The sequence below is a fragment of the Mesorhizobium sp. CU3 genome, from assembly GCF_006442965.1.
GTDB lineage: Bacteria > Pseudomonadota > Alphaproteobacteria > Rhizobiales > Rhizobiaceae > Mesorhizobium.
Map to the genome: position 1 here is coordinate 172,387 of NZ_VFWX01000007.1, position 16,382 is coordinate 188,768.

A 16,382-nucleotide genomic window follows, 5' to 3' on the forward strand; every position below is an offset into this window, starting at 1 on the left:
CAATGGCTACCGAAATCCGCGTCCCCACTCTGGGCGAATCCGTCACCGAGGCGACCGTCGGCAAGTGGTTCAAGAAGGTCGGCGACGCGATCGCCGCCGACGAGCCGCTGGTCGAGCTCGAAACCGACAAGGTGACGGTGGAGGTGCCGGCAGCCGGCGCAGGCACGCTCTCCGAGATCGCGGTCAAGGAAGGTGAGACGGTCGCCGTCGGCGCGCTGCTCGGTTCGATTTCGGTGGGCGGCGCTGCGCCCGCGACCAAGCCGCAAGCGGTGGCGCAGGCTTCGAGCCCGGATGCGGCCTCGACGGTCAAGCAGGCCGCGGCCGAGACCGCCAAGGTCGCCGGCGACGGCGGCGCCATCGAGCCGCGCACCATGCCGCCGGCGCCTGCCGCCGCCAAGCTGATCGCCGAAAACAATCTTGCCGTCGACCAACTGTCGGGTTCGGGCAAGCGCGGCCAGGTGCTGAAGGGCGATGTGCTCGACGCCATCGCCAGGGGCGCGCCCTCGCAGCCGGCCGAGACGCCGAAGGCCGCGCCGGCGCCGATCGTTGCCCGCGCACCGTCGACGGCGGAGGACGCGCCGCGCGAAGAGCGCGTGCGCATGACCAAGCTGCGCCAGACCATCGCGCGCCGCCTCAAGGAAGCGCAGTCGACCGCCGCCATGCTCACCACCTTCAACGAGGTGGATATGAGCGCGGTGATGGCATTGCGGTCGAAATACAAGGACGTCTTCGAGAAGAAGCACGGCGTGAAGCTCGGCTTCATGGGCTTCTTCACCAAGGCCGTCACCCATGCGCTGAAGGAGATCCCGGCGGTCAATGCCGAGATCGACGGCACCGACATCATCTACAAGAACTTCGCCCATGTCGGCGTCGCCGTCGGCACCGACAAGGGCCTGGTGGTGCCGGTGGTGCGCGACGCCGACCAGATGTCCATCGCCGAGATCGAGAAGGAGATCGGCCGCCTCGGCCTCGCCGCGCGCGACGGCAAGCTGTCGGTCGCCGATATGCAGGGCGGCACGTTCACGATTTCCAACGGCGGCGTCTATGGCTCGCTGATGTCGACGCCGATCCTCAATGCGCCCCAGTCCGGCATCCTCGGCATGCACAAGATCCAGGATCGGCCGGTGGTGGTCGGCGGCCAGATCGTGATCCGGCCGATGATGTATCTGGCGCTCAGCTACGACCACCGCATCGTCGACGGCAAGGAAGCGGTGACCTTCCTGGTGCGGGTCAAGGAAAGCCTGGAGGATCCCGAGCGGCTGGTGCTTGATCTCTGATCGGAGCGGATCCGCAATGGGCGGTTGGTCAGATGCCTTACGCCGATTCCTTCGGCGTGGACGCGTCTGGCTCTTTTCCGATTTGCCCGTGGTCGCTTCGCCCGACGATTGGGACGCCTCTGAGATCAACAGCAACCTCGGCGTCTTCGCTCTCAGCTCTGCCGAGATGGCAGCACGGAAAATCACCGCCATCAAGATCGGTGAGCTTGAATTGCCCACCGGCGAAATCGTCGCCTGTGATCCGCTGATCACCGGTTTGGGACGACCGCCGTTTAGCCGCAAGGTAAAGCCGGGGCGCTACCCGGTCATATTGCTTCAGGTGGGGGCGAAGGTTGCCGTGGCGGCATTGCGTTTCGGCTCGGGCCTGCCGGTGCGTTGGGAATTGGCCACCTTTGCTCGAGACCGCCCATCGGGCTATGAGTTTGAATTTATCGTTGACGACGCAGTTGCGTCGTTTATGGACAAGTCGTTCCTGAAGATAATGTCTGACCAAGAGGAACTTGACGACTATTTGGCTGATGTTGCGTGTTCTCTCGACAGGTTTGGCCTGGATAGTCCGTTCGATGGGAATCCTCTCAATGTCGCCATGTTCGACACTGGCTATGGTGACGGCGCGTATCGATCTTTCTGGGGATTGGACGCGGCCGGCGAACCACTGCTCCTGATGACCGACTTCGAAGTGCTTGAGAACGCCGATGGCCGTGACGAGGCCGATCGATGAGTATCGTTGCCTCGCACATAATCCGATTGATCGCTGGGTCGGTGGTTTTGTTGCAGGCTCCCGCCGCCCACGCCGCCTGCCCGATTCAGCTTGCCGTCTATGGCGAGGCGAAAAGCGGCGCCGAGATCGACTTCACGCCCGCCGGCAGCTCGGCCACGGTCACCAACGCCTTCCGCATGATCCTCGACAACAATGTCGTGCTCGACGGCATCGCCATGTGGACCGAAGGCTCCGCCGGCCGGCCGCATGGTTCGCTGATGTATAAATGCCCGACCGGCGACGTCACCGGCGAGGAGCTGGCCGCCTGCACGGTCTGGGAAGGCGTCATCTACAGTGCCGATGACAAGGGTGTCGTCGGCCTGTTGCCTGCCGAAGGCGCGGATGCGCCGAAAAGCCTGATCTTTCCCGATCTGGGCGCATCGCTCGAAATGTCGGCCGCTTATGGTCCCGCCGGCTTTTCGAAAGTGCCGTGGGACGTCTTTGCCCTGAAAGGCTGCCAGGAATGAGTGCTCGGAAAAAGACGCTGCTGGTCACCGGCGGCAGCCGCGGCATCGGCGCGGCCATCTGCCGGCAGGCGGGCCGGGTCGGCTACAGCGTGGCGGTCAACTATGTCTCGAACCAGGCGGCCGCCGAGGCCCTGGTCGCCGAGCTCAAAGCCGCCGGCGGTGAGGCCTTCGCGGTCAAGGGCGACGTCGGCAGCGAGGCCGACGTCCTGGCGATGTTCGAAGCGGTGGACAAAAACTTCGGCCGGCTCGATGCCTTCGTCAACAATGCCGGGATCGTCGACGCCAAGGCGCGTGTCGACGAGATGAGCGCGGTGCGGCTCGAGCGCATGATGCGCGTCAATGTCGTCGGCTCCTTCCTGTGTGCTCGCGAGGCGGTGAAGCGCATGTCGACGCGCCACGGCGGCAAGGGCGGCGCTATGGTCAACATCTCCTCGGCGGCGGCCCGGCTCGGCTCGCCGGGCGAATATGTCGACTACGCCGCCTCGAAGGGCGCGATCGACACCATGACCATCGGGCTCGCGCGAGAAGTGGTGCTGGAAGGCGTCCGCGTCAATGCGGTCAGCCCCGGCATCACCGACACCGAAATCCACGCCTCGGGCGGCCAGCCCGACCGCGTGGCGCGGATGCGCGACATGTTGCCGATGAAGCGCGCGGGTACGGCGGACGAAGTCGCCGGCGCGGTTCTCTATCTTCTGTCGGACGCGGCCTCCTATATAACGGGCGCGATCCTGAATGTGAGCGGCGGCCGCTAAGGCGCCAGGATAAGGAAAAAAGATCATGGCTTATGACGTCGTAATCATCGGATCGGGACCGGGCGGCTATGTCTGCGCCATCAAGGCGGCGCAACTCGGGCTGAAGACGGCGGTGGTCGAGAAGAACGCCACTTTCGGCGGCACGTGCCTCAACATCGGCTGCATTCCGTCCAAGGCGCTGCTCTACGCCTCCGAGATGTTCGCCGAGGCCGGCCACGCCTTCGATACGCTGGGCGTCGAGATCCCGGCGCCGAAACTCAATCTGAAGAAGATGTTGGCGCATAAGGATGCGACGGTCGCGGCCAACGTCAACGGCGTCGCCTTCCTGTTCAAGAAGAACAAGATCGATTCTTTCCGCGGCACCGGCAAGGTGGTCGGCGCAGGCAAGGTTTCGGTGACCGGCGAGGACGGCAAGGTCAAGGAGATCGAGACCAAGAACATCGTCATCGCCACCGGCTCCGACGTCGCCGGCATTCCGGGCGTGAAGGTCGATTTCGACGAGAAGGTGATCGTGTCCTCGACCGGCGCGCTGTCGCTGGCCAAGGTGCCGGCCAGCCTCGTGGTCGTCGGCGGCGGCGTCATCGGGCTGGAGCTCGGCTCGGTCTGGGCGAGGCTCGGCGCCAAGGTCACGGTCGTCGAGTATCTCGATACCATCCTTGGCGGCATGGATGGTGAGGTGTCAAAGCAATTCCAGCGGCTGCTTGCCAAGCAGGGCTTCGAGTTCAAGCTCGGCGCCAAGGTCACCGGCGTCGCCAAGGCCAAGAAGGGCGCCACCGTCACCTTCGAACCGGTCAAAGGGGGAGCTGCCGAAACCATCGAGGCCGATGTGGTGCTGGTCGCCACGGGACGCCGCGCCTATGCCGACAGCCTCGGGCTGAAGGAAGCCGGTGTCGAGGTCGACGAACGCGGCCGGGTTAAGACCGATGGGCATCTCAGGACCAACGTGCCTGGCATCTACGCCATCGGCGACGTGATTGCCGGGCCGATGCTGGCGCACAAGGCCGAGGACGAGGGCGTCGCGGTCGCCGAGACCATCGCCGGGCAGGCCGGCCATGTAAATTACGACGTCATCCCGAGCGTCGTCTACACCAGCCCGGAGATCGCCTCGGTCGGCAAGACCGAGGAGGAATTGAAGAAGGCCGGCATCGACTACAAGGTCGGCAAATTCCCGTTCACCGCCAATGGCCGGGCGCGCGCCATGCTGCACACCGACGGTTTCGTGAAGATCCTGGCCGACAAGCAAAGCGACCGCGTGCTCGGCGTCCATATCGTCGGCTTCGGCGCCGGCGAGATGATCCACGAGGCGGCGGTGCTGATGGAGTTCGGCGGCTCGTCCGAAGACCTAGCCCGCACCTGCCATGCGCATCCGACCATGTCGGAAGCGGTGAAGGAAGCGGCCCTGGCGACTTTCTTCAAGCCTATTCATATTTAGGCGCTCGCAACGCGCCAGGCGCCCATCGCCCCAAACAAAACGGCCCGCCTTTTGGCGGGCCGTTTGTCGTTCGATGCCGTCCGATTACTGGGCCGGCGCAGGAGCCGGAGCAGGTGCGGGCGCCGGAGCTGGCGCGGGTGCAGGAGCCGGTGCTGGCGCAGGCGCGGGTGCCGGGGCTGGCGCAGGGGCCGGAGCCGGCTCAGCCGGAGCAGGCGCGGGCGCCGGCGTGCTGGCGGCCGGCGGCTCGGCCGGGGCGGGCGCATGTTCGCCGCCGCTTCTGCCAAAGACATAATACGCAACAATGGCCAGGATAATGACAACTAGGGCGATCAGCCATCCGCTGCCGCCGCCGCCGGATGGCGGAGGTGCGCTCGGGGTGTTGAAGGGGTCGTTCGGGTTCGCCATGAAACGTGTCCTCCTTGGATGAAAAGCATCAAATAACAGCCATCAACGCGCGGATCCCGCAATCGGTTTCACGCGGGCGGGCGGAAAACACTGAAAAACCGACGTTTTCCGGCCCGTCAGCCGCCAGGCGACTCAGTTGACAGCGGTAACAATATACCCCGCCTTGCGAAAATCTTCGACAAGGCCTTCCGCGCCGGGCAGATGCATGGCGCCGACGGCCATGAAGACGTTGCCCTTGGCCAGAATCGGCGCCGCGTGCGCGGCCATCACCTTGTTGCGGCTGGTGATCATGGTCTGCTCGAAAGCGGCTTCGCTGGCGGGGTCGTCGGCGGCGCCGGGCATCACCGCGCGAAGCAGCGGCCAGAACATGCCCGTCTCGCCATGCTGGTAGAGCACGATCATCGTCTCGTTGACGTCGTTGACCTTGTCGCCGAGCTTCATCGTCTCGACCAGGCTCTTCATGTGCATCTCGAGCGGCAGGGAGGCCATGGCGCGCAGCTGGTCGACAGCGGTTTCCAGGCCCTCGACATCCTTGCCCGAGGCCTTGGCTTCCGTCGCAAGCTTGACGTCGAGCACCGGCGCGCCCGCTGCCTGGCGCGCTACCTCGCAGGCGGGCAGCGCCAGCATCGCCGACAGGATCCAAGGCTTCATCTTGGCGACCGTCGCCGGGGGGATGCCGCGCGCGTCGAGCCCCTTGTCGAGGATGGCCGCGTCCTGCGGCGACAAAAGCGACGACAGCGTGGTGTTGTCGGTGAACATCATCAGGCCGGGTTCGCTCGCCATCGCGGCCATCATCTTGGCCTTGTCCATCGCATCGGTGGTTTCGATGATGATGGTGCCGGCGCCGTCATAGGCTTTCTGGGCAGCCGGCGGCAGCGTGGTGACGCGCATGTCGGTCATATGCATGGTGCCGAACAGGTAGGACGGCTTTTCGCCCGGTTTTTCAAGCTTCCACAGCAAGCCCTTGCCGTTCGGCACGGCGGCGGCCTCGGTCTCGACCTTCTTGAACGCAGCCGGGTCGCTCTTCTCCAGCGCGGTCAAGAGGTCCGTGCCGGCGCAATTGGGCGCTTGCGCATGCGCCCGGCCGGCAAGCAGCAGCACGACGAGGAACGACAGGAAAAACAGCAGGTTGAGCGCGACGAGCAGCTTCAACGAGACAAGGGCCGCGCGGTCGGCGATGGCGATGACGCGTTTCATGGAAAGGCGTTCTAGCGGGTAAAAGCGGCAAAACGGTTAATCGGGAGGGTGAAATTGTTTTTGGTTCGGGTGGGCTTTGGCGTTCGCTTGGGTTGTCGGATCGGATACCTCGACGATTAGTGGAAACGCCCATCGGGTCGTCATCCACGGGCGGAGCAAGGAGCGAAGCGACGCGCGCAGACCCGAGGATCCATGCCGTGACTTCGAAGCGTCGCGACGGTGCAGAATTCTGCTCCGCTGCGAAACGTTGAGGTCACGGCATGGATTCTAGGGTCTACGCGCGTCGCTCCGCTCCTTGCTCCGCCCTAGAATGACGAAGTCCGGAGGGCTCCGGTTGACCCCAAAAACTTCACGCCCTTGGATGCGCCTTCTCGTAGATGTCGAGCAGGCGCGTGGTGTCGACGCCGGTGTAGATCTGGGTGGTCGACAGGCTGGCGTGGCCGAGCAGTTCCTGGATGGTGCGCAGGTCGCCGCCGCGGCCGAGCAGATGCGTGGCGAAGGAATGGCGCAAGGCGTGCGGCGTCGCGGTGTCCGGCAGGTTGAGCGCCGAACGCAGCCTCGCCATTTCGCGCTGGACGATGGCCGGGTTGAGCGGGCCGCCGCGCGCGCCGCGAAACAACAGGCCCTTCGGATCGATGTGATAGGGGCAGAGCTTGCGGTACTCGGCGACAGCCTTTTGCGCCACCGGCAGCACCGGCACCAGCCGCGTCTTGCCGCCCTTGCCGGTGACGCGCAGCACCGTGTCGGTTTCCGTGGCGAGATCGGCGCCGCTGAGTCCGAGCGCTTCGGAAATGCGCAGGCCGGAGCCGTATAGCAGCGTCAGCACGGCGGCGTTGCGGGCGGCGATCCAAGGCTCTTCGGCTAGTTGCCCTTCCATCGCCACGACCTGTTTGGCGTCGCTCGCCGTCAATGGCTTGGGCAGCGATTTCGGCTGGCGCGGGGCGCGAAGCGCTGCCGCACCTGCGGCATTGGCTAGGCCGCGCCGTTCGAGGAAGCGCAGCAGCGAGCGGATGCCGGCCAGGCCGCGCCCCAGCGTGCGGGCGCCGGCGCCGCCGTTTCGGCGTGCGGCGAGGAAGCCGCGCAGATCAGCCGGGCGCAACTCGGCAATGTCGGAGATGCCCGGAGCGCCGCCGCAATGCGAGGTCAGGAAATGCAGGAACTGGCGGGTGTCGCGCTCATAGGCTTCGACCGTTTCCGGCGACAGCCGGCGCTCGCGCGCCAGCATCTTAAGCCAGTTCTCGCGCGCAGCCTGAAGGTCGGGTTTGGCCGGGATGAGGAATTCCTGCATGAGGCCATTGTCGGGCCGGCGGGTTAGGAAGCGGTGAAGAGGCCGTGATTGAAATGGCGACCCGGGAGAGTTAGAGCAAGGCAAAGGAAGCCGCCGATGTCGAAGCTCGAAAATCCCGTACAGATGGCCGTGATCGGCGCCGCGCACGGCATCAAGGGCGAATTGCGGGTGAAAACCTTCACAGGCGATCCGCTGGCGCTGGCCGATTACGGGCCGCTTTACGCCAAGGACGGCCGCGCCTTCCAGATCAACGATATCAGGCCGGCGGGAACTGTGGTGGTGGTGCGCTTCAAGGGCGTGAGCGACCGCAACGCCGCCGAGGCGCTGGCGGGCACCGAATTGTTCGTCGACCGGTCGGTGCTGCCCGACGACGGCGAGGAGGACGAGTTCTATCATGCCGACCTGATCGGCCTCGAAGTGCGCGATGAGACCGGCGCCGTCGGCAGGATCGTCGCCGTGCATAATTTCGGCGGCGGCGACATCCTCGACGTCACGCTTGCCGGCCGCAAGGGCGTGCTGATCCCGTTCACACAGGCCGCGGTGCCGGAAGTCTCTATCGCCGAGGGCTTTGTCCGGATCGATCCGCTGGCGGCGGGTCTGGTCGAGGATGAAGACGGCGAAGCGCCGGACCATGACGGCTTCGACCCGAAGGGACGGCCGCGCGGACCGAAGGATGCCGGGGGCAACCGGTGAGCTTTGCCGCCTCGGTGCTGACGCTCTATCCGGAGATGTTTCCGGGCGCGCTCGGGCTGTCGCTAGCCGGGCGGGCGCTGGAGGCCGGCACCTGGTCGCTGGAAGCCATCCAGATCCGCGATTTCGCCACCGACAGACATCGCACCGTCGACGACACGCCGGCCGGCGGCGGCGCCGGCATGGTGATGCGCGCCGATGTGCTGTCCAGGGCCATCGACCACGCCTCGCCGCCGGGCGATCCGCGACCGCGCCTGTTGATGAGTCCGCGCGGCAAACCGCTGACGCAGGCGCGCGTGCGCGAGTTGGCCGCCGGGCCGGGCGCGGTGATCCTGTGCGGCCGCTTCGAAGGCATCGACCAGCGGGTGATCGACGCGCGGGGACTAGAGGAAGTTTCCGTCGGCGATTTCATCCTGTCGGGCGGCGAACCGGCGGCGTTGGTGTTGCTCGACGCTGTAGTGCGGCTGTTGCCCGGCGTCATGGGCAATGCCGTGTCGGGCGAGGAGGAAAGTTTCGAGAACGGCCTGCTCGAGCATCCGCACTACACGCGACCGCAGGAGTTCGAAGGCAGGCCTATCCCGGACGTGTTGATCTCCGGCAACCACAAGAAGATCGCCGTCTGGCGCCGCGCCGAGGCGGAGAAGCTGACGAAGGAACGGCGGCCTGATTTATCGGCAGCCGCTCAGCCCTTGGTGAAATAATAGAACGCCAGAAACAGGCCGACGGCCACGACGAAGCCGCGGACCACGCCTTGCGGCACGCGCTTGGCGATCCAGACTCCGGCATAGCCGCCCAGAGCGCCGCCCGGGATCATGACGATCGCCTGCGGCCAGGCGACGACGCCGCCGGTGACGAAGACCAGGATGGCGATCGCCGCGATGACGACGGCCAGCATGTTCTTCAGCGCGTTCAGCCGGTGGTAGTCGCCTGCTTGCGTCAGGCCGAGCGTGGCCAGCATCATCACGCCCATGCCGGCGCCGAAGAAGCCGCCATAGATGGAGGTGACGAACTGCGCCAGCGATCCGGCAATGCTGCCGACCCGGTCCTCGGTATCGGCATCGGGTTTTGGCGCCGGCTTCAGCCACGGGCCGGCGGAGAACAGCGCGGTCGCGGCGATCAGCAGCCATGGCACCAGCGCGCGGAAGGATGGATTGGAGAGCGCAAGCAGGATCAGCGAGCCGGCCAGCGCGCCGATGGCCGAGACCACACAGAGCAGCAGCGCCTGGCGCCAGAAATGCTTTATGTCGTCGAGATAGGCGAGCGTCGAGGTGACGTAGCCCGGAAACTGCGTCACCGAGGAGGTGGCGTTGGCGACGATCGGCGGCACGCCGACCAGCGTCATGGCGCCGAAGGTGACGAAGGTGCCGCCACCGGCGACGGCATTGACCGCGCCGGAGACGAATCCAGCGAGAAACAGCAAGGCGGCATCGAAAAGTGTCATAGTGCTGCGCCGAGAAAATTTTACATTTTCCGGCTTAGGGAGCGTAAAGGCTCCGCGCAACCCGGCACGACGGCAGCAAATGTGGGGCCATGGCCGCGTAAAAAAATGCTGCAAAGGCGTGACAAAGCGGCAAAATGGCTGTATGTGCCCGCCCGAACCGGAAGAACGATCTTCTGGACCCGTCAACAAGTGCGGTGTAGCCGTCCCTGCCTGATGCCCTAGATAGTCTCTGGGCAAAGGGCATAGCCGAGCGGTCATAGGAACTGCAAGGCGAGCGATAGGACGCTCTGACTGTCGGAAGAACAAGAAGTGGATTTTTGAGATGGATCTCATCCGTCAGCTCGAGGCCGAACAGGCCGCCAAGATCGAAGCCAAGCGCAAGCTGCCCGAATTCCAGCCCGGCGACACCGTGCGTGTCCAGGTGCGCGTCACCGAAGGCACCCGCACCCGCGTGCAGGCCTATGAGGGCGTCGTCATCGCCCGCTCCGGCTCCGGCTTTCAGGAGAATTTCACCGTCCGCAAGATTTCCTACGGCGAAGGCGTGGAGCGCGTGTTCCCGGTCTACTCGCCGCTGGTCGAGGGCGTCGAGATCGTGCGCCGCGGCAAGGTGCGCCGCGCCAAGCTCTATTACCTGCGCGACCGTCGCGGCAAGTCGGCCCGCATTTCGGAAAACACCGGCGTGCGCGCGCGCAAGCTGAACGACGAAGAGCGTGATGCCTTGGCCGCCGAGCGCGCCCGCATCGAGGCCGAGAAGGTCGCTGCCGCGGAAGCGCTGGCCGTCGAGAAGGCCGCGCAGGACGCCGCCGAGAAGAAGGCCGCCGCCGAGGCCGCTGCCGCCGAATAAGGCGCTTCGCCAGCATTGTTTTGGAAAGGCGGCTTCGGCCGCCTTTTTCGTTTTGGCGGAACGCAAGGGCTCAATTCCTATCCCCTGCCTTCGCGCACCCGCATGCCGTGGCGATTGGCCCAAACGGCCGAGCTTCGTCATCCACGGGCGGAGCAAGGAGCGTAGCGACGCAGCGCAGACCCGAGGATCCGTGACGTCGACGCGCCGCAACGGTGCAGAATTCTGCGCTGCCGTGCCCTTCGGCCAATGTAACGGAATGGATCCTCGGGTCTACGCTCCGCTTCGCGTCGCTCCGCCCGTGGATGACGACATATGGGGTTGACACCTAATTATCTTGTACACTAAGTAATCGTGTGCAAATCGATTGGAGACCAAAAATGTCGGCACTTTACACCGCGCAAGCCCATGTCACCGGCGGCCGCAATGGCCACGGCGAAACCAGCGACGGCCTGCTCAAGGTCGATCTGGCCATGCCAAAGGAACTCGGCGGCAAGGGCGGCGCCACCAATCCCGAACAGCTCTTCGCCGTCGGTTACGCGGCCTGCTTCGAGAGCGCCATCCGGTTTATCGCGCGCAAGCAGAAGCTGCCGCTCGAGGACGCCGCGATTACCGCTACCGTCAGCCTTCTTCCCAATGGCGAGGGCTTCAAGCTCGGTGTCGCGCTAGCGGCGGAGATCAAAGGGCTTGATCAGACGGGCGCGGAAGCGCTTGTATCGGAAGCGCACAAGATCTGCCCCTATTCGAACGCCATTCGCGGCAATGTCGAGGTGGCGCTTTCGACGGTGGCGCTTCCGGCAAAGGCAGCATGACGACTGAAACCGAAATTCGAGCCATGGACGTCCCGGCGGATACCGCCGGGGCGGTCGCCGTTCCGCGGCTCGACCAGCAGCTTTGCTTCGCGCTCTATTCGGCAAGCGGGCTGATGACCAAGCTTTACCGGCCGCTGCTCGAGCCGCTCGGCCTCACCTATCCGCAGTATCTGGCGATGCTGGCGCTGTGGCAGCATTCGCCGAGCACGGTTGGCGAGCTCGGCGCGGCGCTCGGCCTCGATTCGGCGACGCTGACGCCGCTGATCAAGCGCATGGAAGCCGGCGGCCTGGTGACGCGCCGGCGCGATAGCGCCGACGAGCGCCGCGTGCTGGTCGAGCCGACCGCCAAGGGTGAGGCGCTACGGGCGAAGATGAAGGATGTGCAGGATGGGCTGAGCTGCGGCATGCCGCTGGAGAGGTCCGAACTCGAAGCCCTGCATGGCACGCTGACGCGGCTGGTCGCGGGGCTTCGCGAGGCAGGCGTCCCCGAGGCGGACTGATCGCCTGGCCGGATCCACTCCCAACCGCGTCGATGCGAGCATTGGATTCCGCTTCGGCGCTCGTTTGCGCAGCGGATCGGCTTGCAAGGCGCTTGCGGAAAGCTAAAGTCGGCGCCGGATTTTCCGAGGTCGCGCGGTTGTGGCGCGGCCGGTTACCTCCGGGGAGTGTGTCATGACCAAGTCGAAACTGCTGCTGGCCGGCCTGCTGGCCATTGTTCTCGCGCCCGTCGCCGCATGGGCGGACTCGCTGCCCGATCTCGGTGGCAAGAAGGTCGTGGTGGTGACGGAGAACGCGTACCCGCCGCTGCAGTTCATCGACAAGAAGACCGGCAAGCAGATCGGCTGGGAATATGACGCGATGGACGAGATCGCCAAGCGGCTGAACTTCAAGGTCGAGTACCAGAACACCTCCTGGGACGCGATGATCCAGGCGGTTTCCGACAACCAGTACAACATCGGCATGACCGGCATCACCATCAAGGAAGACCGCAAGGAGAAGGTCGACTTCTCCGACCCCTATATGCGCTCGGAACAGTTCATGCTGGTGCGCGGCGACGAAAGCCGCTTCACCGACGCCAAGAGCTTTGGCGCCTTCAAGGACGGGCTGATCGGCGCCCAGCCCGGCACCACACCTTTCTACACCGCCGTCTACAGCGTGCTCGACGGCAATGAGCAGAACCCGCGCATCAAGCTGTTCGAAACGTTTGGCGCGACCGTGCAGGCGCTGAAGACCGGTGATGTCGACGTTGTGCTCACCGACGGCACAGCCGGCAAGGGCTATGTCGACGCCTCCGAGGGCAAGCTGAAGCTGATCGGCGGCCCGCTCGGCACCGAAGATTTCGGCTTCATCTTCCCGAAGGGCTCGGACCTGGTGAAGCCGGTCAACGCGGCCATCGCTTCGCTGAAGGCGGATGGGACGTTGGACAAGCTGAACAAGAAGTGGTTCCTTGACTACAAGATGGGGCAGTGACCTCATCTTGTTGCGCGCGGTGAGTTTGCAGGAAATTGCGCTGACATTGCGCCCAGGGGCCTGGGCGCTATCCTCTCGGGACATCCGCTCCACCGGCATCGCCTGATGGCAGCACCCACCTCCACCGCCAAACCCGAATTCCCGTGGTGGCTTGCCGCCGCGCTCGTCCTGGCGCTTGCCGCCGCGCTGTTCATCGCCTCCAGCGATCTCTACGCGCAGGTCTTCGCCACCGTGGCCAAAGGCATCGGCATCACCGTCTTTGTCACCGCGGTCGCTTTTGCGCTTGCCTCGGCGCTTGGGCTCGGCATCGCGCTGATGGCGCTGTCGCGCTCGCAATGGCTGCGCCAGATCGCGCGCTTCTATGTCGAGATCGTCCGCGGTGTGCCGATCCTGGTGCTGTTGTTCTGGATCGCCTTTGCTGGCGCGCCGGCCTTCGTGGCGGCCTGGAACGCGTTGACCGCGCCGCTGCAGAGCGCCGGCCTGATCGGCGAATTGCTGGTGCGCGACGTGTCGCTTCTGTGGCGCGCCATCATGGCGCTGACCATCGGCTATTCGGCCTTCATCTCGGAAGTGTTCCGCGCCGGCATCCAGTCGGTCGAGAGGGGCCAGATCGAAGCCGCCAAGGCGCTCGGGCTCAGCCGCGCGCAGCGCTTCCGGCTGATCGTGTTCCCGCAGGCGATCCGCACCATCCTGCCGCCGCTCGGCAATGATTTCGTCGCCATGGTCAAGGATTCCTCCTTGGTCTCGGTGCTCGGCGTCGCCGACATCACCCAGATCGGCAAGGTCTATGCGGCGGGCTCGTTCCGCTTCTTCGAGACCTATTCGATCGTCGCTTATATCTATCTCATCCTGACGGTCGGCCTGTCGCTGGCGCTGCGCGCGCTGGAGCAGCGACTGCGCCGCCAGCATCAGGAATAGCCGGCCGTCTCAGAGCGCGCTACGATCCTTGCGATGAACATCGCGGAGGAGGCGCCCATGAATTTCGACAAGGCCAATGCGGCGCTGGATTCCGTCTATTCGGCCGATACGCCGGAAGGGCTCGCCAAGGCCTATGCCGAATGGGCGGCGACCTATGACAGCGAGACCGCCTCGCTCGGCTACCTGCTGCCGTTCCTCATCACCGCTTGGGTGGCGCGCCACGTGCCGGCCGGCGAAGGCCCGCTGCTCGACGCCGGCTGCGGCACGGGACTGTCGGGACCGTCGCTCAAGGCGCTGGGCTATGGCGACATCGCCGGGCTCGACCTTTCCGACGACATGCTGAAGCTTGCCGGCAGCCGCCAAGCCAATGGTGAACCGGCCTATGGCGAGCTGAAGAAAGCGATGCTCGGCGGGCCGCTGCCCTGGCCGGACCGGCATTTCCGCGCCTTCTTCTCGACCGGCGTCTTCACCATCGGCCACGCGCCGGCATCGGGGCTGCATGAGCTGGTGCGCATCACCCGGAGCGGCGGCCACGCCATCTTCACCGTGCGCGACCAGGTGTTCGAGAGCGGCGGTTTTCAGGCGGTGTTCGATGAACTGACGCAAGCGGGGAAATGGCGGCTGGTCGAACAGAGCCCGTGGTTCCGCTGCTACGCCATCGGCGACCCGGAAGCGCTGGTGAAGACGTTCGTGTTCGAGGTGATGTGAGCGCGACTTCCCTTCTCCCCTTGTGGGAGAAGGTGGATCGGCGCGTCAGCGCCGAGACGGATGAGGGGTGTTCCAGCGGAGTGAGACGTCGGCTTTCCCTGGAGCACCACTCATCCGTCGCCTTCGGCGACACCTTCTCCCACAAGGGGAGAAGGGAAAGCCTCCGCTAATTGCCGAAAAGCCAAAACATTGCTATTTACCCCGGCATGGAAAAGCTTTTCAGCGATCCGGCCTACAAGGGTTTCGTGCTGCAGGACAGAAAGCGCCTGCCGTCGCGGTTCTCCGCGCGCGTCTGCGGCGCGCCGACCAGCCGACTTCGCTGAACCGACCGATCGCGATCGTCGCGCCGGATAGCCGGCGTCCTTTTCCCATTCTCATATCGACGGATTTACGCACATGAGCGCACCGCGCACCCTCTACGACAAGATCTTCGACGACCACACGGTCGACCGCCAGGACGACGGCACCTGCCTGCTCTATATCGACCGCCACCTCGTGCATGAGGTGACCAGCCCGCAGGCCTTCGAGGGCCTGCGCATGTCGAACCGCAAGGTCCGGCATCCGGAAAAGACGCTGGCCGTGGTCGATCACAATGTCTCGACCTCGCCGGATCGCAAGTTCGGCATCAAGAACGAGGAAAGCCGCATCCAGGTCGAGGCGCTGGCCAAGAACGCCAAGGATTTCGGCATCGACTATTATTCCGAGAACGATATCCGCCAGGGCATCGTCCACATCATCGGACCTGAGCAGGGTTTCACCCTGCCCGGCATGACCATCGTCTGCGGCGACAGCCACACCTCGACGCACGGCGCTTTCGGCGCGCTGGCGCATGGCATCGGCACCTCTGAAGTCGAGCATGTGCTGGCGACGCAAACGCTGATCCAGCGCAAGGCCAAAAACATGCTGGTGCGCGTCGACGGCAAGCTGCCGGAAGGCGTCACCGCCAAGGACATCATCCTGGCCATCATCGGCGAGATCGGCACCGCCGGCGGCACCGGCTACGTCATCGAATATGCCGGCGAGGCGATCCGCTCGCTGTCGATGGAAGGCCGCATGACGATCTGCAACATGTCGATCGAAGGCGGCGCGCGCGCCGGCCTGATCGCGCCGGACGAAACCACCTTCGCCTATGTCAAGGACAAGCCGCGCGCGCCGAAGGGCGCGGCCTGGGATGCAGCGATGGCCTATTGGAAGACGCTGCATTCGGACGAAGGCGCGCATTTCGACAAGGTGGTGGTGCTCGACGCGCAAAAACTGCCGCCGATCGTCTCTTGGGGCTCCTCGCCCGAGGACGTCGTTTCGGTGCAGGGCGTGGTGCCCAATCCGCAGGAGATCACGGACGAGAACAAGCGGACGTCGAAAATCCGCGCGCTCGACTATATGGGGCTGACGCCGGGAACCAAGATCACCGACATCGCGCTCGACCGCGTCTTCATCGGCTCCTGCACCAATGGCCGCATCGAGGATCTGCGCGCCGCCGCCAAGGTGGTCGAGGGCAAAACCGTCAATCCGCGCGTCAACGCCATGATCGTGCCGGGCTCCGGCCTGGTGAAGGAGCAGGCGGAGGCCGAGGGTCTCGACAAGATCTTCCTTGCCGCCGGCTTCGACTGGCGCGAGCCGGGCTGCTCGATGTGCCTTGCCATGAACGACGACCGGCTGAAGCCGCATGAGCGCTGCGCCTCGACCTCGAACCGCAATTTCGAGGGCCGGCAGGGCTTCAAGGGCCGCACCCATCTGGTGTCGCCGGCGATGGCGGCGGCGGCGGCGATCGCCGGCCATTTCGTCGACATCCGCGACTGGAAATAGTCCGGGTCGCACTACAGAACCTGATTCTCCGAAACCCCGGACCTCGCACGATCCGGGGTTTCTTTTTTGCCCGCGATGTCTCGCTTTATACGCTCGCGCTTAACTGCTTGTTTGGGCT

General features: G+C 65.0%; 17 protein-coding genes. 14 read left to right on the top strand and 3 right to left on the bottom strand.

Features of this window, described 5'->3' with window-relative positions:
• The first annotated feature begins 2 nt into the window (after window positions 1-2).
• The 5 genes from odhB to lpdA all read left to right on the top strand — a co-directional run bounded on the left by odhB (window position 3) and on the right by lpdA (window position 4,688).
• Window positions 3-1,277, top strand: a complete 1,275-nt coding sequence (gene odhB, locus FJ988_RS13085; RefSeq protein WP_140818213.1) for a 2-oxoglutarate dehydrogenase complex dihydrolipoyllysine-residue succinyltransferase — start codon at window positions 3-5, stop codon at window positions 1,275-1,277.
• An 88-nt stretch (window positions 1,278-1,365) separates the two neighbouring features.
• Complete coding sequence (locus FJ988_RS13090; RefSeq protein ID WP_246688526.1) at window positions 1,366-1,998, top strand: DUF4241 domain-containing protein; 633 nt, start codon at window positions 1,366-1,368, stop codon at window positions 1,996-1,998.
• Window positions 1,995-2,504: a hypothetical protein gene (locus FJ988_RS13095; protein WP_140818217.1), complete on the top strand. Its 510-nt coding sequence runs from the start codon at window positions 1,995-1,997 to the stop codon at window positions 2,502-2,504. The genes FJ988_RS13090 and FJ988_RS13095 overlap by 4 nt, the downstream gene beginning before the upstream one ends.
• Complete coding sequence (locus FJ988_RS13100) at window positions 2,501-3,256, top strand: SDR family oxidoreductase (RefSeq protein WP_140818218.1); 756 nt, start codon at window positions 2,501-2,503, stop codon at window positions 3,254-3,256. Before FJ988_RS13095 ends, FJ988_RS13100 begins: the two co-directional genes overlap by 4 nt.
• 25 nt (window positions 3,257-3,281) lie before the next feature.
• Complete coding sequence (gene lpdA, locus FJ988_RS13105; protein WP_140818220.1) at window positions 3,282-4,688, top strand: dihydrolipoyl dehydrogenase; 1,407 nt, start codon at window positions 3,282-3,284, stop codon at window positions 4,686-4,688.
• Window positions 4,689-5,225: 537 nt separating this feature from the next.
• On the opposite strand, the gene FJ988_RS13115 is transcribed toward lpdA, so the two are convergent.
• Together FJ988_RS13115 and FJ988_RS13120 are read right to left on the bottom strand one after the other, a co-directional pair.
• Window positions 5,226-6,290, bottom strand: a complete 1,065-nt coding sequence (locus tag FJ988_RS13115) for a TraB/GumN family protein (protein WP_140818222.1) — start codon at window positions 6,288-6,290, stop codon at window positions 5,226-5,228.
• A gap of 349 nt (window positions 6,291-6,639) precedes the next feature.
• Window positions 6,640-7,578: a tyrosine recombinase XerC gene (locus FJ988_RS13120; protein WP_140818224.1), complete on the bottom strand. Its 939-nt coding sequence runs from the start codon at window positions 7,576-7,578 to the stop codon at window positions 6,640-6,642.
• A gap of 96 nt (window positions 7,579-7,674) precedes the next feature.
• Between FJ988_RS13120 and rimM the strand changes: the two genes are divergently transcribed.
• Together rimM and trmD are read left to right on the top strand one after the other, a co-directional pair.
• Window positions 7,675-8,271, top strand: coding sequence for a ribosome maturation factor RimM (gene rimM / locus FJ988_RS13125; RefSeq protein WP_140818226.1), 597 nt, complete (start codon window positions 7,675-7,677; stop codon window positions 8,269-8,271).
• Window positions 8,268-8,969: a tRNA (guanosine(37)-N1)-methyltransferase TrmD gene (trmD, locus tag FJ988_RS13130; RefSeq protein ID WP_140818228.1), complete on the top strand. Its 702-nt coding sequence runs from the start codon at window positions 8,268-8,270 to the stop codon at window positions 8,967-8,969. Before rimM ends, trmD begins: the two co-directional genes overlap by 4 nt.
• Here the strand turns inward: trmD and FJ988_RS13135 are convergent.
• Window positions 8,951-9,709, bottom strand: coding sequence for a sulfite exporter TauE/SafE family protein (locus tag FJ988_RS13135; RefSeq protein WP_140818230.1), 759 nt, complete (start codon window positions 9,707-9,709; stop codon window positions 8,951-8,953). The genes trmD and FJ988_RS13135 overlap by 19 nt on opposite strands.
• Window positions 9,710-10,031: 322 nt before the next feature.
• Between FJ988_RS13135 and rplS the strand changes: the two genes are divergently transcribed.
• From rplS to leuC, 7 genes are all read left to right on the top strand, one after another.
• A complete protein-coding gene (gene rplS / locus FJ988_RS13140) occupies window positions 10,032-10,553 on the top strand; it encodes a 50S ribosomal protein L19 (protein ID WP_140818232.1) in 522 nt (173 codons plus the stop codon).
• Between the two features lie 377 nt (window positions 10,554-10,930).
• Window positions 10,931-11,362, top strand: coding sequence for an organic hydroperoxide resistance protein (locus FJ988_RS13145; protein WP_140818234.1), 432 nt, complete (start codon window positions 10,931-10,933; stop codon window positions 11,360-11,362).
• Window positions 11,359-11,862 carry a MarR family winged helix-turn-helix transcriptional regulator gene (locus FJ988_RS13150; RefSeq protein ID WP_140818236.1) on the top strand — a complete coding sequence of 168 codons (504 nt, stop codon included), beginning with the start codon at window positions 11,359-11,361 and terminating at the stop codon, window positions 11,860-11,862. The genes FJ988_RS13145 and FJ988_RS13150 overlap by 4 nt, the downstream gene beginning before the upstream one ends.
• A 172-nt stretch (window positions 11,863-12,034) precedes the next feature.
• On the top strand, window positions 12,035-12,832 hold the full coding sequence (locus FJ988_RS13155; protein ID WP_140818238.1) for a transporter substrate-binding domain-containing protein: 798 nt from the start codon (window positions 12,035-12,037) through the stop codon (window positions 12,830-12,832).
• 105 nt (window positions 12,833-12,937) lie between these two features.
• Window positions 12,938-13,750, top strand: a complete 813-nt coding sequence (locus FJ988_RS13160) for an amino acid ABC transporter permease (RefSeq protein WP_140818240.1) — start codon at window positions 12,938-12,940, stop codon at window positions 13,748-13,750.
• 57 nt (window positions 13,751-13,807) lie between these two features.
• A complete protein-coding gene (locus tag FJ988_RS13165; protein ID WP_140818242.1) occupies window positions 13,808-14,458 on the top strand; it encodes a class I SAM-dependent methyltransferase in 651 nt (216 codons plus the stop codon).
• Between the two features lie 396 nt (window positions 14,459-14,854).
• Complete coding sequence (leuC, locus tag FJ988_RS13175; protein WP_140818246.1) at window positions 14,855-16,264, top strand: 3-isopropylmalate dehydratase large subunit; 1,410 nt, start codon at window positions 14,855-14,857, stop codon at window positions 16,262-16,264.
• Window positions 16,265-16,382 lie beyond the last annotated feature (118 nt).

What these genes read in the sequence shown, in the direction of transcription:
- FJ988_RS13120 (WP_140818224.1), bottom strand. Translation starts at nt 7,578, where the DNA reads ATGCAGGAATTCCTCATCCCGGCCAAACCCGACCTTCAGGCTGCGCGC.
- lpdA (WP_140818220.1), top strand. Translation starts at nt 3,282, where the DNA reads ATGGCTTATGACGTCGTAATCATCGGATCGGGACCGGGCGGCTATGTC.
- FJ988_RS13160 (WP_140818240.1), top strand. Translation starts at nt 12,938, where the DNA reads ATGGCAGCACCCACCTCCACCGCCAAACCCGAATTCCCGTGGTGGCTT.
- FJ988_RS13100 (WP_140818218.1), top strand. Translation starts at nt 2,501, where the DNA reads ATGAGTGCTCGGAAAAAGACGCTGCTGGTCACCGGCGGCAGCCGCGGC.
- rplS (WP_140818232.1), top strand. Translation starts at nt 10,032, where the DNA reads ATGGATCTCATCCGTCAGCTCGAGGCCGAACAGGCCGCCAAGATCGAA.
- odhB (WP_140818213.1), top strand. Translation starts at nt 3, where the DNA reads ATGGCTACCGAAATCCGCGTCCCCACTCTGGGCGAATCCGTCACCGAG.
- FJ988_RS13165 (WP_140818242.1), top strand. Translation starts at nt 13,808, where the DNA reads ATGAATTTCGACAAGGCCAATGCGGCGCTGGATTCCGTCTATTCGGCC.
- leuC (WP_140818246.1), top strand. Translation starts at nt 14,855, where the DNA reads ATGAGCGCACCGCGCACCCTCTACGACAAGATCTTCGACGACCACACG.
- FJ988_RS13135 (WP_140818230.1), bottom strand. Translation starts at nt 9,709, where the DNA reads ATGACACTTTTCGATGCCGCCTTGCTGTTTCTCGCTGGATTCGTCTCC.
- FJ988_RS13115 (WP_140818222.1), bottom strand. Translation starts at nt 6,290, where the DNA reads ATGAAACGCGTCATCGCCATCGCCGACCGCGCGGCCCTTGTCTCGTTG.
- rimM (WP_140818226.1), top strand. Translation starts at nt 7,675, where the DNA reads ATGTCGAAGCTCGAAAATCCCGTACAGATGGCCGTGATCGGCGCCGCG.
- FJ988_RS13150 (WP_140818236.1), top strand. Translation starts at nt 11,359, where the DNA reads ATGACGACTGAAACCGAAATTCGAGCCATGGACGTCCCGGCGGATACC.
- FJ988_RS13155 (WP_140818238.1), top strand. Translation starts at nt 12,035, where the DNA reads ATGACCAAGTCGAAACTGCTGCTGGCCGGCCTGCTGGCCATTGTTCTC.
- FJ988_RS13145 (WP_140818234.1), top strand. Translation starts at nt 10,931, where the DNA reads ATGTCGGCACTTTACACCGCGCAAGCCCATGTCACCGGCGGCCGCAAT.
- FJ988_RS13095 (WP_140818217.1), top strand. Translation starts at nt 1,995, where the DNA reads ATGAGTATCGTTGCCTCGCACATAATCCGATTGATCGCTGGGTCGGTG.